The organism is Alteromonas stellipolaris, from assembly GCF_001562115.1.
Taxonomy (GTDB): domain Bacteria; phylum Pseudomonadota; class Gammaproteobacteria; order Enterobacterales; family Alteromonadaceae; genus Alteromonas; species Alteromonas stellipolaris.
Window position 1 is genome coordinate 624,909 of record NZ_CP013926.1, and the last position, 13,724, is coordinate 638,632.

18 protein-coding genes are annotated in these 13,724 nt (G+C 41.2%); 1 reads left to right on the plus strand and 17 read right to left on the minus strand.

Annotated features, from left to right (window positions below; all coding sequences use genetic code 11):
• Positions 1–7: 7 nt before the first annotated feature.
• The 16 genes from AVL57_RS02590 to AVL57_RS02690 form a co-directional block, all read right to left on the minus strand.
• Entirely contained in the window at positions 8–952 is a 945-nt protein-coding gene (locus AVL57_RS02590; protein WP_057794189.1) for an RDD family protein, read from the minus strand.
• 146 nt (positions 953–1,098) lie between these two features.
• Entirely contained in the window at positions 1,099–1,371 is a 273-nt protein-coding gene (locus AVL57_RS02595) for a hypothetical protein (RefSeq protein ID WP_057794187.1), read from the minus strand.
• A 107-nt stretch (positions 1,372–1,478) separates the two neighbouring features.
• Positions 1,479–1,940, minus strand: coding sequence for a hypothetical protein (locus AVL57_RS02600; protein ID WP_057794185.1), 462 nt, complete (start codon positions 1,938–1,940; stop codon positions 1,479–1,481).
• Positions 1,941–2,864: 924 nt separating this feature from the next.
• Complete coding sequence (locus tag AVL57_RS02610) at positions 2,865–3,377, minus strand: hypothetical protein (RefSeq protein WP_057794181.1); 513 nt, start codon at positions 3,375–3,377, stop codon at positions 2,865–2,867.
• Positions 3,378–3,494: 117 nt separating this feature from the next.
• On the minus strand, positions 3,495–3,950 hold the full coding sequence (locus AVL57_RS02615; protein ID WP_057794179.1) for a hypothetical protein: 456 nt from the start codon (positions 3,948–3,950) through the stop codon (positions 3,495–3,497).
• 130 nt (positions 3,951–4,080) lie between these two features.
• Positions 4,081–4,515: a hypothetical protein gene (locus AVL57_RS02620; RefSeq protein ID WP_082604977.1), complete on the minus strand. Its 435-nt coding sequence runs from the start codon at positions 4,513–4,515 to the stop codon at positions 4,081–4,083.
• Between the two features lie 485 nt (positions 4,516–5,000).
• Complete coding sequence (locus tag AVL57_RS02630; protein ID WP_057794175.1) at positions 5,001–5,405, minus strand: hypothetical protein; 405 nt, start codon at positions 5,403–5,405, stop codon at positions 5,001–5,003.
• 125 nt (positions 5,406–5,530) lie between these two features.
• The gene (locus AVL57_RS02635) at positions 5,531–5,878 is read right to left on the minus strand and encodes an Imm8 family immunity protein (RefSeq protein WP_057794173.1); all 348 of its coding nucleotides are present in this window, start codon (positions 5,876–5,878) and stop codon (positions 5,531–5,533) included.
• Positions 5,879–5,995: 117 nt separating this feature from the next.
• On the minus strand, positions 5,996–6,253 hold the full coding sequence (locus AVL57_RS02640; RefSeq protein ID WP_057794171.1) for a hypothetical protein: 258 nt from the start codon (positions 6,251–6,253) through the stop codon (positions 5,996–5,998).
• 125 nt (positions 6,254–6,378) lie between these two features.
• Complete coding sequence (locus AVL57_RS02645) at positions 6,379–6,693, minus strand: hypothetical protein (RefSeq protein ID WP_057794169.1); 315 nt, start codon at positions 6,691–6,693, stop codon at positions 6,379–6,381.
• Between the two features lie 129 nt (positions 6,694–6,822).
• Positions 6,823–7,158, minus strand: coding sequence for a hypothetical protein (locus tag AVL57_RS02650; RefSeq protein WP_063456580.1), 336 nt, complete (start codon positions 7,156–7,158; stop codon positions 6,823–6,825).
• Positions 7,159–7,293: 135 nt separating this feature from the next.
• Positions 7,294–7,578 carry a hypothetical protein gene (locus tag AVL57_RS02655; protein ID WP_057794164.1) on the minus strand — a complete coding sequence of 95 codons (285 nt, stop codon included), beginning with the start codon at positions 7,576–7,578 and terminating at the stop codon, positions 7,294–7,296.
• A gap of 512 nt (positions 7,579–8,090) precedes the next feature.
• Positions 8,091–8,429 (minus strand): hypothetical protein, encoded by a 339-nt coding sequence (locus AVL57_RS21165; RefSeq protein WP_057794162.1) that lies wholly within the window; start codon positions 8,427–8,429, stop codon positions 8,091–8,093.
• Between the two features lie 147 nt (positions 8,430–8,576).
• A complete protein-coding gene (locus AVL57_RS02665) occupies positions 8,577–8,807 on the minus strand; it encodes a hypothetical protein (RefSeq protein WP_057794160.1) in 231 nt (76 codons plus the stop codon).
• A gap of 949 nt (positions 8,808–9,756) precedes the next feature.
• Positions 9,757–10,302 carry a nucleotidyltransferase family protein gene (locus AVL57_RS02680; RefSeq protein ID WP_057794154.1) on the minus strand — a complete coding sequence of 182 codons (546 nt, stop codon included), beginning with the start codon at positions 10,300–10,302 and terminating at the stop codon, positions 9,757–9,759.
• Between the two features lie 511 nt (positions 10,303–10,813).
• The gene (locus tag AVL57_RS02690; RefSeq protein ID WP_057794150.1) at positions 10,814–11,263 is read right to left on the minus strand and encodes a hypothetical protein; all 450 of its coding nucleotides are present in this window, start codon (positions 11,261–11,263) and stop codon (positions 10,814–10,816) included.
• 232 nt (positions 11,264–11,495) lie between these two features.
• Here AVL57_RS02690 and AVL57_RS02695 point away from each other — a divergent pair, with 232 nt between their 5' ends.
• A complete protein-coding gene (locus AVL57_RS02695) occupies positions 11,496–12,464 on the plus strand; it encodes an integron integrase (protein ID WP_057794148.1) in 969 nt (322 codons plus the stop codon).
• 86 nt (positions 12,465–12,550) lie between these two features.
• On the opposite strand, the gene fadA is transcribed toward AVL57_RS02695, so the two are convergent.
• Entirely contained in the window at positions 12,551–13,714 is a 1,164-nt protein-coding gene (gene fadA / locus AVL57_RS02700) for an acetyl-CoA C-acyltransferase FadA (protein ID WP_057794146.1), read from the minus strand.
• Between the last annotated feature and the right edge of the window lie 10 nt (positions 13,715–13,724).

Consider the following 13,724-nt stretch of genomic DNA (forward strand, 5'->3'; position numbering starts at 1 on the left):
ATTACGACTACTCCGAGCTATTTAACTCTTGAGGGTTAAACTGGTGGTTGTGGCTATTCCACTTTGATGCAATACCAATATCATAACCATAGGTGAGTGTTACTTGAATCAAGTTTTTGTTTAATGACTCTGGATAAGTTTTAACTATCACCTGTGCTAATTGCTTAGCAATATCCGAATCGTCAACATTATTTTTATAGAGAAAAGCCTGTGTATTCACATAAGTAGTCGTTGTCGTGCCGGAATCAGACGAAGTAAAAGTAGTTGAACCTTCTGTGACACCTGCATATTTTACTGATTCGTTACTATTTATTGCTTCCTGGGTAGCTAGTAAGCCTTTGAAAGGTTCTGATTTAGCTAAGTCGGAAGTAAATACTGGTACAAGGGCTGCTGTAATGAATAAACCTGCAACCACGACTAAGTGCGGTTTCCACACGGAAGGTAACTCTTCAGGGCTAATCTCAGTATTTACAACATAAGTATCTACAGCAAGGTCATGTAATGACTGCCGAGTTGCACGATTAAAAGTATATAAGTAAAAAATTGAAAATAAGCCGCCAAATATAATAAATGACAACGGATACATTAAATATGAAAGCAATGCTTCGTTAGTAATTTGTGCTCCATTCAGTGAAAATGGAACTGCAAGGAAGCTATACCTTAAAAATGACTTAGGTAGACTAATAGTTGAATTGGATGAATCTACTACCTTGATATTTAGTATTCTCTTACCAATAGTTTGGCCATTTGATAAGGAGCTATTCATAACTCCGAAATATGTAATTGATACGGCAAAACCAATTAATCTTCCCCATCCACCAAGCTGAACAAAGATGTCTTCAAGGAATAAACCTACAACATATCCCAAAACACCTAAAACAATAGTGTCAATAAACAGCGCCCCGATTCTTCTCCAGAACCCGCAAATCCATTTTCCTTGTGCCTCTTCCAAAATTTAATCCTTACTACAATATTTAAAGTAATCTAACTTTCCAATAACGGGCGCGGACATGTGGGGCATAATGGCGAAGCCGCCCCGCATGTATGCGTCCCAGCGAACGAAGTGAGTGACTTAATTTTTTTGTTATATTGCATTGCCTATACATCCTCGATTGAGATACAACCAAACTCACCAGTTAGCTGCTCAATAAAAAAGCCGAGAAACAAGAAATAGTCTCCTGAACGGTGAGTATAAAAACCTTCGTTTGTAACGACAATTTCAAAGGACATATGCTCTCCGTGCATTGAGAGAATAATCCAATTTTTATCGTGTTTTTTAAATTTAAGACCTGTGCAAAGGTTATCTAGAAACAATGATGCTCGATCACAAGAGACTTTGTCTTCAAGCCTAATCTTTTGTGCTAATCCCAAAGATGCCTCCTGCAATATAACTTATAAATAAGAGGCGCAGGCATGTGGGGCACAATGGCGAAGCCGCCCCGCAGGTATGAGTCCCAGCGAACGTGTTAAGCGCTTTGTTAGTTGCCATTTTCTTGAAACATCCTAATTCGCTCTTTTGCATTTTCTAGTGTTTCGGGTGTCCAAATATCCACTTCACTGTCCTCAGAAAAATAGTTTTCCAAGAAGTTCTTCGCAAAGTGCCAAGGGTGATAAATCCAACCGTTTTCCGTTGCTGTTTTTGAATTACGAATCCACAAATCCCAAATGGCAATATCAATAGTTTTTGAAAGATTTAACTGTGAGACTACACTTTGCTTCCAGTTTCCATTCGTTGATTCAAAAAAACTAGAATGTTTATTTGAAAAGGACTCTAAAGCATCAAGCGTTCCTTGTGGAAGCTCGTTAAGCGTATAAACAATGTAAAGTTCAAAGAAGAAATCTAAGGGTTGTTCGGCTTTGTAGTACGGAGAGAGTGATGCCATGACCTCTTCATATGAAGAAGGATATTCCGGCATTTCAGGTGGGGTATCGTTTTCCATTTCAATCCCATTGATTTGACTTGCCGAAAAAAGAGCAAGAAAGAAAATTATAGACCTGATAAAACTTAATAATTTAATCATTTCGCTTGGCAACTAACGCCCGCATAAAGGGCGATAACACATGGGCTAAAATAGGGACGAAGTGACGCTGCCCATGTGTTAGCGTCCCAGGAGAACGAAGTGAGTGAGTTTATTGAGTTGTTATATGCGTTGCTCATTTAAACCACTCGTCTTTGTGAGACTTGATTGTAACTTCGTCGACCTCTGGAAGTTCGCTTAACTTTAAACCACATGAATTACATGAGACAGCCCACATACCTGATTTTGAATAAAAACTACCGTTGAATATGATGTTTAACAAGGAATAAAAGCGTTTACCGCAACGTGGGCAGGTTGATAATGACAGTCGAAGCAATAAAAAGAGAAAAAGGTAGATGAATAGTGGGGCAATGAATCCTAGTGGCGGAAATAATAAGCCAAGAAAGATACCTATTGATACTAAATAAAAGCATGGCCAGCGAGCAGCATGTACGTTGTCAGAACGAAGCTTGATTTTTCTTAGACCAGCGAAATATTCTTCCATGAGTTAAGTACCAATTAGCATATAACGCCCAACTTAGGGGCAATAACACGCAGGCTAAACTGGGAGCGAAGCGACTGAGCCTACGTGTTATTGTCCCAGTGAGATAATTGGACTCCCCAACCTAATAGGTTGGTCTAACATTTACGTTGTCACACACAAAGGTTAGGTAGGAGTCCATGTATGTATAATATGCTCACTGGTGTAGATTTAGCAAAATAGAGCCGGGATAGCTTCCCATTATGAGCTCGTACATAAGCACGCATTACATCTTGAATGGTAAAAATAGTTGTTGACTATGGGGAGTCCACATAAGCGCAGCGAGAGTTTATGCGTTTGTTATGTCACAATTGGTAGGCGAAACTTATTTTCCTTAAAACAAACTCGTTTTCTGAACCATAACCACCGACACCAGAAAATTGCAAATCGACTAATACTTCGTCTGTTCCGGCTGAGACGCTATAGGATGGAGCTCCTAATTCAATATTTAACGCTTCTTCGACTTTTTCGAACCGCTCTCTGAGGAATGGCTTCCCATTGATAGTTAAGTTGCTGACATCATATTTTGTATTAAAAGTTGTCGGAAGTTCGGAAAGTGCGTCTGATAAATCACCGCCTATATTAACTTCTCGGAGTCTATTTCTTGAAATGAGCAAGCTTACCGACTTTCCGTAGAACAAAAGTGTTCTATTCTTATTTATCCGGTAATATCCATTCGGTTTGCCTAAGACAGTTTCAACTTCTTCTTGGGAAGAGAGCCATTTAGCTCCTAAAAAACCTTTGTTTATATCTATGTCTAAGTTTGATGCAAATGCATAACTAGGCAGTAGTAATATCAAAAATATTAAATTCTTCAAAAAAACCTCCTTGTGACATAACTTTTAAATAAGGGGCGCAGGCATGTGGGGCATAATGGCGAAGCCGCCCCGCATGTATGCGTCCCAGCGAACGAAGTGAGTGACTTAATTTTTTTGTTAGAAGCCTGCACGCCGTTGTTCCTTAAGAGGATCGTGTGGATTTACATTACCACCAAATGTTTGTTTATACACCTTGCCTAAGTCTGACGTGATTTCCAACGTTACCAGGTAGGGTGAGCCCAGAGCTAAACGCCAATAGTGATACTGCTTTTGATATTGTTCATTAAAGCTAAAAGTAACATTAGCTGACGTAAGCCATAATGAGGGAATTTTATGAGAGTTCAGTATATTAATGAGCGATTTCCGCATGCTTTTAGCAAAAGGTTCGAGGTGGTTTTTTACGCTGTTATGTTCTATTTCTAACAGATTGATTGATACAGAAGAGGTGTTCTCTTGCTGTGCGAGCAAGCATAGTTGCCCTATAGCCCAGTAACCAAGATGATCGTTATTGCGGTTGTTTAGCATGTGAGCAAAGTTTCTTACAATTCCTTTGAACTCTGAACGACGAGCCATGATTCTCCTTGGCTTCTAACTTTTCAATAACGGGCGCAGGCACGTGGGGCATAATGGCGAAGCCGCCCTGCGTGTATGCGTCCCAGCGAACGAAGTGAGCGAGTTTATTGAGTTGTTATATGCGTGCCTATTACAACACATGGACGTCGTTGATAGTCGCTGCATAAAATCCATTACCTTGCGGGATAAACTCAAACTCCACTGTTAAATCCGTAATCTCACTATTAGACGGAAGATAGAAACCAAAAATTAGGTTTCCAGATTCGGTTTCCAAATATTCAGGAAAACATTTGGAAAGGTCTTCATTTTGGAATGTTACTGGCGATGTATTGTTGTAATATTCCTGAACAGCAAACTTTAATTTGGCTTCCGTCCAAATTTCTCCGTAGCTGTTTGGACAATCCAATAGTTTCTGGGCTTCGTTGAACTTTTGTAGAGAGAGCAGCCTTAACCAACTCTGACAGTAAGACTTCACATGCACTTCTTTGTTTTGTTCGGCGATAGATAGCATGAATTCCTCAAAAGCATATAACTTTTCAATAACGGGCGCAGGCACGTAGGGCATAATGGCGAAGCCGCCCTGCGTGTATGCGTCCCAGCGAACGTAGTGAGCGAGTTGATTGAGTTGTTATGTAGCGTTTTAAAAAAGAGCATGCCAGATAAATCCGTAGAGCACAAAAATCCCGAATATTTGAAAATACTGTGTTTTGCTTACGCTACCACTTCTAGCAGACATGTAGCCAAAGTGTGTTACAACCATAGCCATAACTAAAGGGAGAAGATAAAAAAACATCCCGGGTTGATAAATTTTAGGAGATGGCTCAGATGCATGGGTAAAGATTGAGAGTACATACGTGAGAAAAAACAACTGAAATGCTAGGTATCGAGGAAGAGTTCCTAAGGCTATGACTAGTTTATTCTGCATTGTGAATGTCCATATCCTTCAAGCTACATAACTTTTAAATAAGGGGCGCAGACGCGTGGGCTATAATGCGAAGCAGCCCACGTGTATGCGTCCCAGCGAACGAAGTGAGTGACTTAATTTTTTTGTTAGGTTTCACTGCTTAATTCACCTGTGAACTCGATTATTTGCCCGTCATTTAGAGAAACGCCTTCTTCAAGTTCTAGAGTAATCGTTACTGAATTTGATGGGCTAATTATATACTCGTAATCATTAACCCTTGAAATTACTTTGGCTCTTCCTTTAGTGGTAGCACCTTTGCCCATTTGAGTTACAAATAAATCAAATTCTACAGGCGAAGTATTTGTAACAACTCCAAATTGGATAAAACACTCGAGTCTAACCTTGCTGCCAACCTGAACCAAGGGTAACGATATCTCTTCTGATGATTGAACAGTGACAAAATTTAACAGAGGAACGTTTGTTTCTGACAGTTCAAGTAAAGCCAAATATGGCATACGATCTACTGACTTAATACTTCCATTGACCCTCATATTTCCACCTGAAACCTAACTTCCAAATATGGGGCGCGGACGCGCAGGCGATAATGGCGAAGCCGCCTGCGTGTTAGCGTCCCAACGAGCGGCAGCGAGTGACATAATTTGTTTGTTATGTGCCACTACCGATGAGACCACTCGTATTCCCAACTAAAATGTTTAGCGATTTGTTTAAACATACCTTCCCAGCTAACGTCTGTACAATTTGAAAGTATTTTATTTGTTTCCTCTAGAGTTTTGTCCCAAGAGTAATAAGGCAAAGTAAGCAGATGCCTTTTGTCATTGATTTGCGATAGAAGTTTTTGTGTAACCACATGAACTTGAAAATCATTAGTTCCGTCCATGCCTTCCGCGCCAACAGAAATATTTAACCAAAAATCTACTTCGGCAGGATCTTCGAATACCCACTCGTTAATTGGGTCAAAGTCTGAACAATCGAAACTTCTGATGACGGGAACAAAATTATTCATATGGCACATAACTTTTAAATAAGGGGCGCAGGCATGTGGGGCATAATGGCGAAGCCGCCCCGCATGTATGCGTCCCAGCGAACGGAGTGAGTGACTTAATTTTTTTGTTAGCTGACATTATTTGAATTTGTACCATTTTTTTCGTTGGTAGCAAGCCGCACCTATAGCAATGCCAAAAGCTATGAGAAAATAGTGAGTAGTGAACACAGCCCAAAAAATCAATGGAGCTGCGACAGAGATTGCAATTGATAACCTTTGATTTGATGAGTAATCGACTTCTACAAATTTACCTTTTTTAAAGGCAATAATTTGAACGATTAAGGCGACAACTATCAAAACTAAAATTAATAGTTGAAAAGGGCTTAAAAATTCCATCTTTATATCCTTTGGCAGCTAACTTTTAAATAAGGGGCGCATACATGTGGGCTATAATGCGAAGCAGCCCACATGTATGCGTCCCAGCGAACGAAGTGAGTGACTTAATTTTTTTGTTATGTGCGTTACTCAAAAAGATCTCCTGCTGCGGCTTCAATATCCCCACAGTCAGATATTAAGTTCCCATCTTCTCCAAAGATTTTATATGTTTGTTGATTTCCGCCAAGTTGAGCGCAGCCGTCTAGTGCCATAAGAAATGTATATGCGGTATCGTTTAACATTACTTCCGCAGCTTCCCAGAAAGTTTTCTCTTGTTCAGTTGTTAAGTTTAACTTTTGATACAAAGCTTGCACTAAAGACTCCTGATTTGTGTCCTGGTACTGACTTAATGAAGTATTAATTTCTTCTTTCCAGAGGCTAACAAACTCTCTTGCATTCATTTTAAATCCTTGAGCACATAACTTTTAAATAAGGGGCGCAGGCACGTAGGGCATAATGGCGAAGCCGCCCTGCGTGTATGCGTCCCAGCGAACGAAGTGAGTGACTTAATTTTTTTGTTAGGTGCGTGCTTACCATGAAATATCATATTTTGTACCGTAGGAATTTATGTGGTCCCTTGCGGAGAAATAGGTACTAAATGTAGATGATTTACTTTTGCGCCCCTGTCCTTCAAATTGCCAGAAATAAATAAAGCCTTCATCACTTATGGAGTAATCGATGTAATCTAGATTATAAGGGTGAACCGTCACTTCTATTTCTGGTAAATCAAAGGATGTGTAATCATATTTTTGCTTAAGCAATTTGGCGCAGAATGGTATTTGATCATCGTAAAACCAAACACCAGAGGCCAAAATTTCCTCTGAAAGAAGCGTTGGTTCCCATTCCGAAGTAAACCTATTTTTCACTAAAGCACCTAACTTCCCACTAAGGGGCGATAACACATGGGCTAAATTTAGGAACGAAGTGACGCAGCCCATGTGTTAGCGTCCCAGCGAGCGAAGCGAGTGCCTTAAGTGGTTTGTTATAAGCCACTGTTTAAATTAACTTAGTACTAGCCAAAGGCCAAATAACAACGCAACAAATTTTAATGCAAGTTCCCCGACTGACAGTAGAGCAACTTTTTTTGAGGCATCAGGATTAGACCAACCACCGGCGAGATCATCATCTAGTGTTACGAAATGCCCCAGAAAAATTAAAAATAAAATTATCAGACCTGGTACACCTGAAATTACCTGATATTGCTCTATTCCTAACAGCCTGAACAAGGCAGAAAGCACTAGGGAAATGAAAAGAGTAGTACCAAAAATAATCTGAAATTTTTTCATATACAACGTGGCTTATAACTTTAAGCTAAGGGGCGCAGATACGTGGGGCATAATGGCGAAGCCGCCCCGCGTATAGGCGTCCCAGCGACCGAAGGGAGAGGCTTGAGCGCTTTGTTAGAAGCAGAGCCTGTTCCTTTGGCCTTATTAAAAACTAATAAAGTCAGCATACGATTGATTATTAACACAAACAAGTAAAACAACAGTGCTGTGATGGTTTTGATTTGACTGAAGCAAGCTGCCATTTGAGCTGACAGACGCAATGGCGCTTGCAGAATTGAAATAATAACTTGGCGATAAAGCGCCTATTGCGCGACATTAAAACTACCAATGCTTGGGCGATGTTTGAAACAACAGGTGAGGGAGGTTGTACTGATTTTTTTATTAGGCCAAACGTAGTTTAGGCTGACGCCTTCTAACTTTAAGCTAAGGGGCGCAGATACGTGGGGCATAATGGCGAAGCCGCCCCGCGTATAGGCGTCCCAGCGACCGAAGGGAGAGGCTTGAGCATTTTGTTAGGCATTGGGCTCAAACTTTGCCTTTGCGGCCAAAATAAAACAACACAGACTAGCAAAAGTAGCTAAGTAATAAGGTAAATCGTTGTACAAATGAATATCATCATATACGGCATCGTCTATTATTGCAGTACCAACTGCTATTGAGACTATCGGGATAAATATAGATAAGAAAGTAAAACAAAATCCCAGTGAAAGGTACTTGTACACTTGATGACCAGAAAGTTTTGCGCTTTTACGAAAATTTAAAGATAAGTAACCAAAGGTTATTAAAACTAACAGTTCAAAAATACCAGAAAGCATCCCTTCTGTTCCTAGGAGCTCTAAAAATAAATCCATTGTTTACGATTACCTTTAAATGCCTAACTTTTCAATAACGGGCGCAGACATGTGGGGAATAATGGCGAAGCCGCCCCGCGTGTATGCGTCCCAGCGAACGTAGTGAGTGTGTTGATTGAGTTGTTATGTTGCACAGCCCAATACGGCCTATTTTTCATTAAAAACCATTTGCTTGAAGCATGTTACTGCTTCTTGAACATCCTTGAAACTTTTTAGTTCAAAGCGATTTCCACGCTCAAAATAGAATACTTCAATTTCACTACGTGCATCATAGATACAGAAGCCTTCGTAAGACGGAAGGGTGTCTATTGCATAGATTGACTCGTTCACGCCACGAGCAATCATTTCTTTTTTCAGTTCTTGGAGTTCAATTCTCATCGTGCTACATAACTTTTAAATAAGGGGCGCAGGCACGTAGGGCATAATGGCGAAGCCGCCCTGCGTGTTTGCGTCCCAGCGAACGGAGTGAGTGTGTTGATTGGGTTGTTAGGTGCGTGCATATTAAACCCTAGCTTTTACGCCATTTTCCCATTTGCACCACTAGCCTAGGATAGCGCCAACTGGCGATAAATAGAATGGGTGAGACAAAGATGACCACCGAAAACAGAAGGAAAACCAATTTTTGTATTTGTGGCAGATTTAGTGATGAATACGCATGCCAAAATATGGCTACTCCTATTAAGGTGAAAACAAGATAAAAGGCAGTAATAAGGTAGTGAATAAAAAGATTTATGACTGTTTTACTTTTAGCTATTTGCTTTTCTTGTAGCTTACAGTGAAGTTCGGCTGCTAATGCAGCGACAAGGGTTGAGCAAAGAACCAAAAGAGTTTGAGAAATCATTACAAAGTTTTCTTCCCTGAAAAGCACCTAACACTAAGCTAAGGGGCGTAAACGCAATGCGAAAATGGCGAAGCCGCATTGCGTTTGCGTCCCAGCGATTGCCGTAGGCAATTGCGACTTGAGCGTTTTGTTATGTTCGCTCGCTTTCATCCTATTAATCCACTTTTGATCATACGGCAATAGCCACTTGAAACAGTGTTGTAAGCGACGAATAAGCAAAAACTTATAAGTAAAGCTGGTTTCAACCAGTCAATTCCTCTTAGTCGGTCATTATAAGCAATATAAGCAAATAAAATTGCAGCGGCTATGAAGACAAAACCAAAGAGAAAAACTGCAATAGCAAAAAAAGAGTCCAACTGAACTTTTCCTTTTTAGAACATAACACCCCACTAAGGGGCGATAACACATAGGCTAAAATTAGGAACGAAGTGACGCAGCCTATGTGTTAGCGTCCCAGCGAGCAGCGCGAGCGCCTTTAGTGTTTTGTTAGGCACTTACACGTAACCCTGGCCAGATCGCCTGCCAATTTTTACTGCGAACTCGATTATAGAACACTGCTGGTTTTCTGCGCTTAGGATTAATGGTAATGGTTTTATTGAACAAATGTTCTAAACCAAACGGTGCCATAAACTTGATATTTCGAGCTTTGTCCATGTTAACGCCTACTGCGGTTTCGATTTCTGGCCAATAACTCATTGCATCTGATGTAGATGAATACGGCAAGTCTTGATTGCGAATATGCATACGAGCTTGATTTTTAACTGACCAAGGAAGCGAGAGCTGATTCCTTAGATTATTCTCTACTTCTTTGTCTGTTTCTGGGCATATATTATCCGAATTGTAATACACCAGATCTATATCGTTGAGTGGCGTAGGGTGCTCTTTTTGGTGAAGATTGTCCCAAACAAGGTTTCTAAGAAAGCCAGCTGATAAACACCAATCGTTTAGTCCTAACTCCGAGGCGATGAGAAGCGCCGAGTATCTTGTATTATCTAATTGAAGCCATGACTTGATGAGAGATTCGTAGTTCATAAGGTGCCTAACTTTTCAATAACGGGCGCAGGCACGTAGGGCATAATGGCGAAGCGGCCCTGCGTGTATGCGTCCCAGCGAACGAAGTGAGCGAGTTTATTGAGTTGTTATGTGCGTGCCGATTAACCCTATGAGTATTACTTATGTTTGCAGCTTTAAGAGTCACTTTGTTTCCACCAATTTGACTAAGTCTTAATTTCACTTGACCAAAAACGTTTATGAAGCAAAAACCCAAAAATGCTTCCCGCAATAGCCCCAACTGGAGCAGTTACAAACGCAAGTATCCATATCCACGCGAGATTTGATGGGTCTATTAGCCCTGCAATCACGAATAATCCAACAACACCGAAGATTCCACCAAGGACAAAGCCTAGCAAAATTAGCAATAGTTTTAAGACGGTATTCACGGAACCTCAGCCATCAAAGCACATAACGCCTTTGTAACGGGCAGCCTTGTGGCGAAGCCACGCTTAAGGCTGTCCAGCCCGAAGGGCGATCGTTGACAAACTTGTTAGGCATTTTTTACTTGATCCAATATTGATGCTGGACAATGATCATTTTGTAGTAAATATGTCCATTGTTGAGCAGCCCCCAAACCTAATTGCCCGGATATACAAAGAAACGAATTAACGTACTTAGAGAAGTGTAAGCATAAACGTTCGACTACTTCTTTGCTCTTTCCACTAATAGAAATTGTCGAGGTGATAGCTTCGGGGCAGTTACCTAGAGAAAAATCTATATCAACCTTATTCTTTGAGTCCTTGGCAAAGGTATAATTTGTTTTATCATTGCCTCCAGATAGAACATCATAGATCTCTTCTGCGCTGCCACTCCACTTCCTTGGAGGGTCATTCTTACCCAAATGTGTAAGCTGTATTCCTGAAGCAGAAATGGCCTCAGCAATCCCTTTTATATACTCCTCCTTATTGGGAGGAAAATAATTAAATGCTACGAAATCCATATGATGCCTAACAATTTAATGTACGGAAAAAATCCTTTATGCAAGGCGGAAAGTTTCCATATATCACCCAAATAATATTTTAACTTTCGCATGTAAGTTAACTTATATCAATATCCTACACTTTGTATCTGAAAACACTGTACTTAAGTACGGAATATTTCCTTTTTATTTTACGCAGCGTAAAAAAAACGTAATGCTGTATATAATTACAGTTGAGATGTGAAAAATAAAAATGAAGTCGATGTTTATGCAAATGGTGGTTCAACACATGAGAAATCGCCGTTATGCCAAGCGCTCTATCCAGCTTTATAGCGGGTGGATTATTAGCTATATACGCTTTCACAATACTAAGCATCCTGCCGATATGGGAGACAAAGAAGTAGAGTTATTTTTATCTCACTTAGTGAATAAAAAGAATGTTGCGCCAGCCACGCAAGCCAGTGCGCTGAATGCGTTGGCATTTCTGTATCGTGACGTACTAGAAAAGCCGCTTTCCTTGAGTCTCGATTTCGTTACAAGTCGCAGGCAAGCCAAGTTACCTGTTGTGCTAACACAAGACGAAGTGGTCGCGCTTTTCGCCCAATTGCCTGCCCATTTAAAGTTACCTATTTCATTGCTGTATGGCAGCGGTTTGCGTTTAATGGAAGCAGTTCGGTTACGGGTGAAAGACATCGATTTCGACTACAACGCTATTCGCATTTGGGATGGAAAGGGCGGAAAGCATCGTGTTGTTACCTTAGCAGCAGAGCTCAAGCCTGGGCTTACTCGGCAAATAAGTGTGGTTGAAACTTACCTCATTGCTGATTTAGATAACCCTAGTTACCAAGGGGTATATCTGCCACATCGTTTGCGTGTCAAATATCAAAATGCGCCTAAGGAGTTAGGCTGGCATTACCTTTTCCCCTCTTCGCGTTTATCGATTGACCCTGAAAGTAAAAAAGTGCGTCGACATCATATTGATGAATCAAGCATACAAAAGGCGATAAGAAATACAGCAAATGCATGTGGGCTTAAAAAGAAGGTTACGCCGCATACTTTGAGACATTCGTTTGCTACTCATCTTTTACAGTCGGGGGCCGACATTCGTACGGTACAAACGCAGCTGGGTCATTCTGATGTGAAAACCACCCAAATTTACACTCATGTGTTGCAACAGGGCGCGCAGGGGGTAGTTAGCCCTCTCTCCCGTGTTTTAAAATAGTATTTTTTGCTAAAAAATACTGAAGGTCAAAAGCCAATCAACAAAAAAGGGCCCGAAGGCCCTTTTAATAAAACGTGAATAACTAATTAAACACGTTCAAATACAGTAGCAATACCTTGGCCTAAACCAATACACATGGTGGCTAGGCCTAGCTCTACATCTTGCGATTCCATCAGGTTAATCAAGGTACCTGAAATACGTGAACCAGAACAACCTAGTGGGTGACCTAGTGAAATAGCGCCGCCGTTAAGGTTAATCTTGTCATCAAGATTGTCCATCCAACCTAGTTGCTTAATGCACGATAGTGCTTGGGCTGCAAAGGCTTCGTTGAACTCAGCAAGTTGAATGTCGTCCATGCTAAGGCCAGCACGTTTAAGCGCTTTTTGTGTTGCAGGTACTGGGCCGTAACCCATAATAGCGGCATCACAACCAGCCACTGCCATCGAACGAATTTTAGCGCGAGGTGTTAAACCAAGGGCTTTCGCTTTATCGGCAGACATAAGCAACATGGCAGACGCACCGTCAGACAACGCTGAAGATGTACCCGCAGTAACGGTTCCATTTACTGGGTCGAATACAGGGCGAAGTTGCGCCATACTTTCAGCAGTGCTTTCTGGGCGAATAACTTCATCATAATCAATCAGTTTAAGCGTGCCGTTAGCATCATGACCTTCAATAGGCACAATCTCGTTGGCCCAGCGGCCTTCAACATGTGCTTTATGTGCTAGCTGATGCGAACGTGCACCAAAGGCGTCTTGCATTTCACGGCTAATACCGTTTTGACGGCCAAGTAGCTCGGCAGTCATACCCATCATGCCTGAAGCTTTTGCGGTGTACTTAGCTAGGCCTGGGTGAAAGTCGATGTTGTAGTTCATAGGTACATGGCCCATGTGCTCAACACCACCAATCATGTATATATCGCCACGGCCACTCATAATACCGCTAGTAGCGTCATGCAATGCTTGCATTGAAGAACCGCATAAACGGTTAACGGTTACTGCACCTGTGGTACGTGGAATTTGGGTTAGCAATTGGGCATTACGCGCAATGTTGAAACCTTGTTCTTTGGTTTGCTGTACACAGCCCCAAATAATGTCTTCAATTTCTGCTGGATCAACACCTGGGTTGCGCTCAAGTAACGCGGTCATTAGTGCAGCAGACATCGTCTCTGCACGAACATTTCTAAACACACCGGCTTTCGAGCGTCCCATAGGGGTACGAACACAATCGATAACTACGACTTCTTTCATTATTAGTCTC

Bases quoted from the DNA above. Each gene is read 5' to 3' on its own strand.
- AVL57_RS02600 (WP_057794185.1), bottom strand. From the start codon at position 1,940: ATGGAAAACGATACCCCACCTGAAATGCCGGAATATCCTTCTTCATAT.
- AVL57_RS02615 (WP_057794179.1), bottom strand. From the start codon at position 3,950: ATGGCTCGTCGTTCAGAGTTCAAAGGAATTGTAAGAAACTTTGCTCAC.
- AVL57_RS02620 (WP_082604977.1), bottom strand. From the start codon at position 4,515: ATGCCCTACGTGCCTGCGCCCGTTATTGAAAAGTTATATGCTTTTGAG.
- AVL57_RS02630 (WP_057794175.1), bottom strand. From the start codon at position 5,405: ATGAGGGTCAATGGAAGTATTAAGTCAGTAGATCGTATGCCATATTTG.
- AVL57_RS02635 (WP_057794173.1), bottom strand. From the start codon at position 5,878: ATGAATAATTTTGTTCCCGTCATCAGAAGTTTCGATTGTTCAGACTTT.
- AVL57_RS02640 (WP_057794171.1), bottom strand. From the start codon at position 6,253: ATGGAATTTTTAAGCCCTTTTCAACTATTAATTTTAGTTTTGATAGTT.
- AVL57_RS02645 (WP_057794169.1), bottom strand. From the start codon at position 6,693: ATGAATGCAAGAGAGTTTGTTAGCCTCTGGAAAGAAGAAATTAATACT.
- AVL57_RS02655 (WP_057794164.1), bottom strand. From the start codon at position 7,578: ATGAAAAAATTTCAGATTATTTTTGGTACTACTCTTTTCATTTCCCTA.
- AVL57_RS21165 (WP_057794162.1), bottom strand. From the start codon at position 8,429: ATGGATTTATTTTTAGAGCTCCTAGGAACAGAAGGGATGCTTTCTGGT.
- AVL57_RS02665 (WP_057794160.1), bottom strand. From the start codon at position 8,807: ATGAGAATTGAACTCCAAGAACTGAAAAAAGAAATGATTGCTCGTGGC.
- AVL57_RS02680 (WP_057794154.1), bottom strand. From the start codon at position 10,302: ATGAACTACGAATCTCTCATCAAGTCATGGCTTCAATTAGATAATACA.
- AVL57_RS02690 (WP_057794150.1), bottom strand. From the start codon at position 11,263: ATGGATTTCGTAGCATTTAATTATTTTCCTCCCAATAAGGAGGAGTAT.
- AVL57_RS02695 (WP_057794148.1), top strand. From the start codon at position 11,496: ATGAAGTCGATGTTTATGCAAATGGTGGTTCAACACATGAGAAATCGC.
- fadA (WP_057794146.1), bottom strand. From the start codon at position 13,714: ATGAAAGAAGTCGTAGTTATCGATTGTGTTCGTACCCCTATGGGACGC.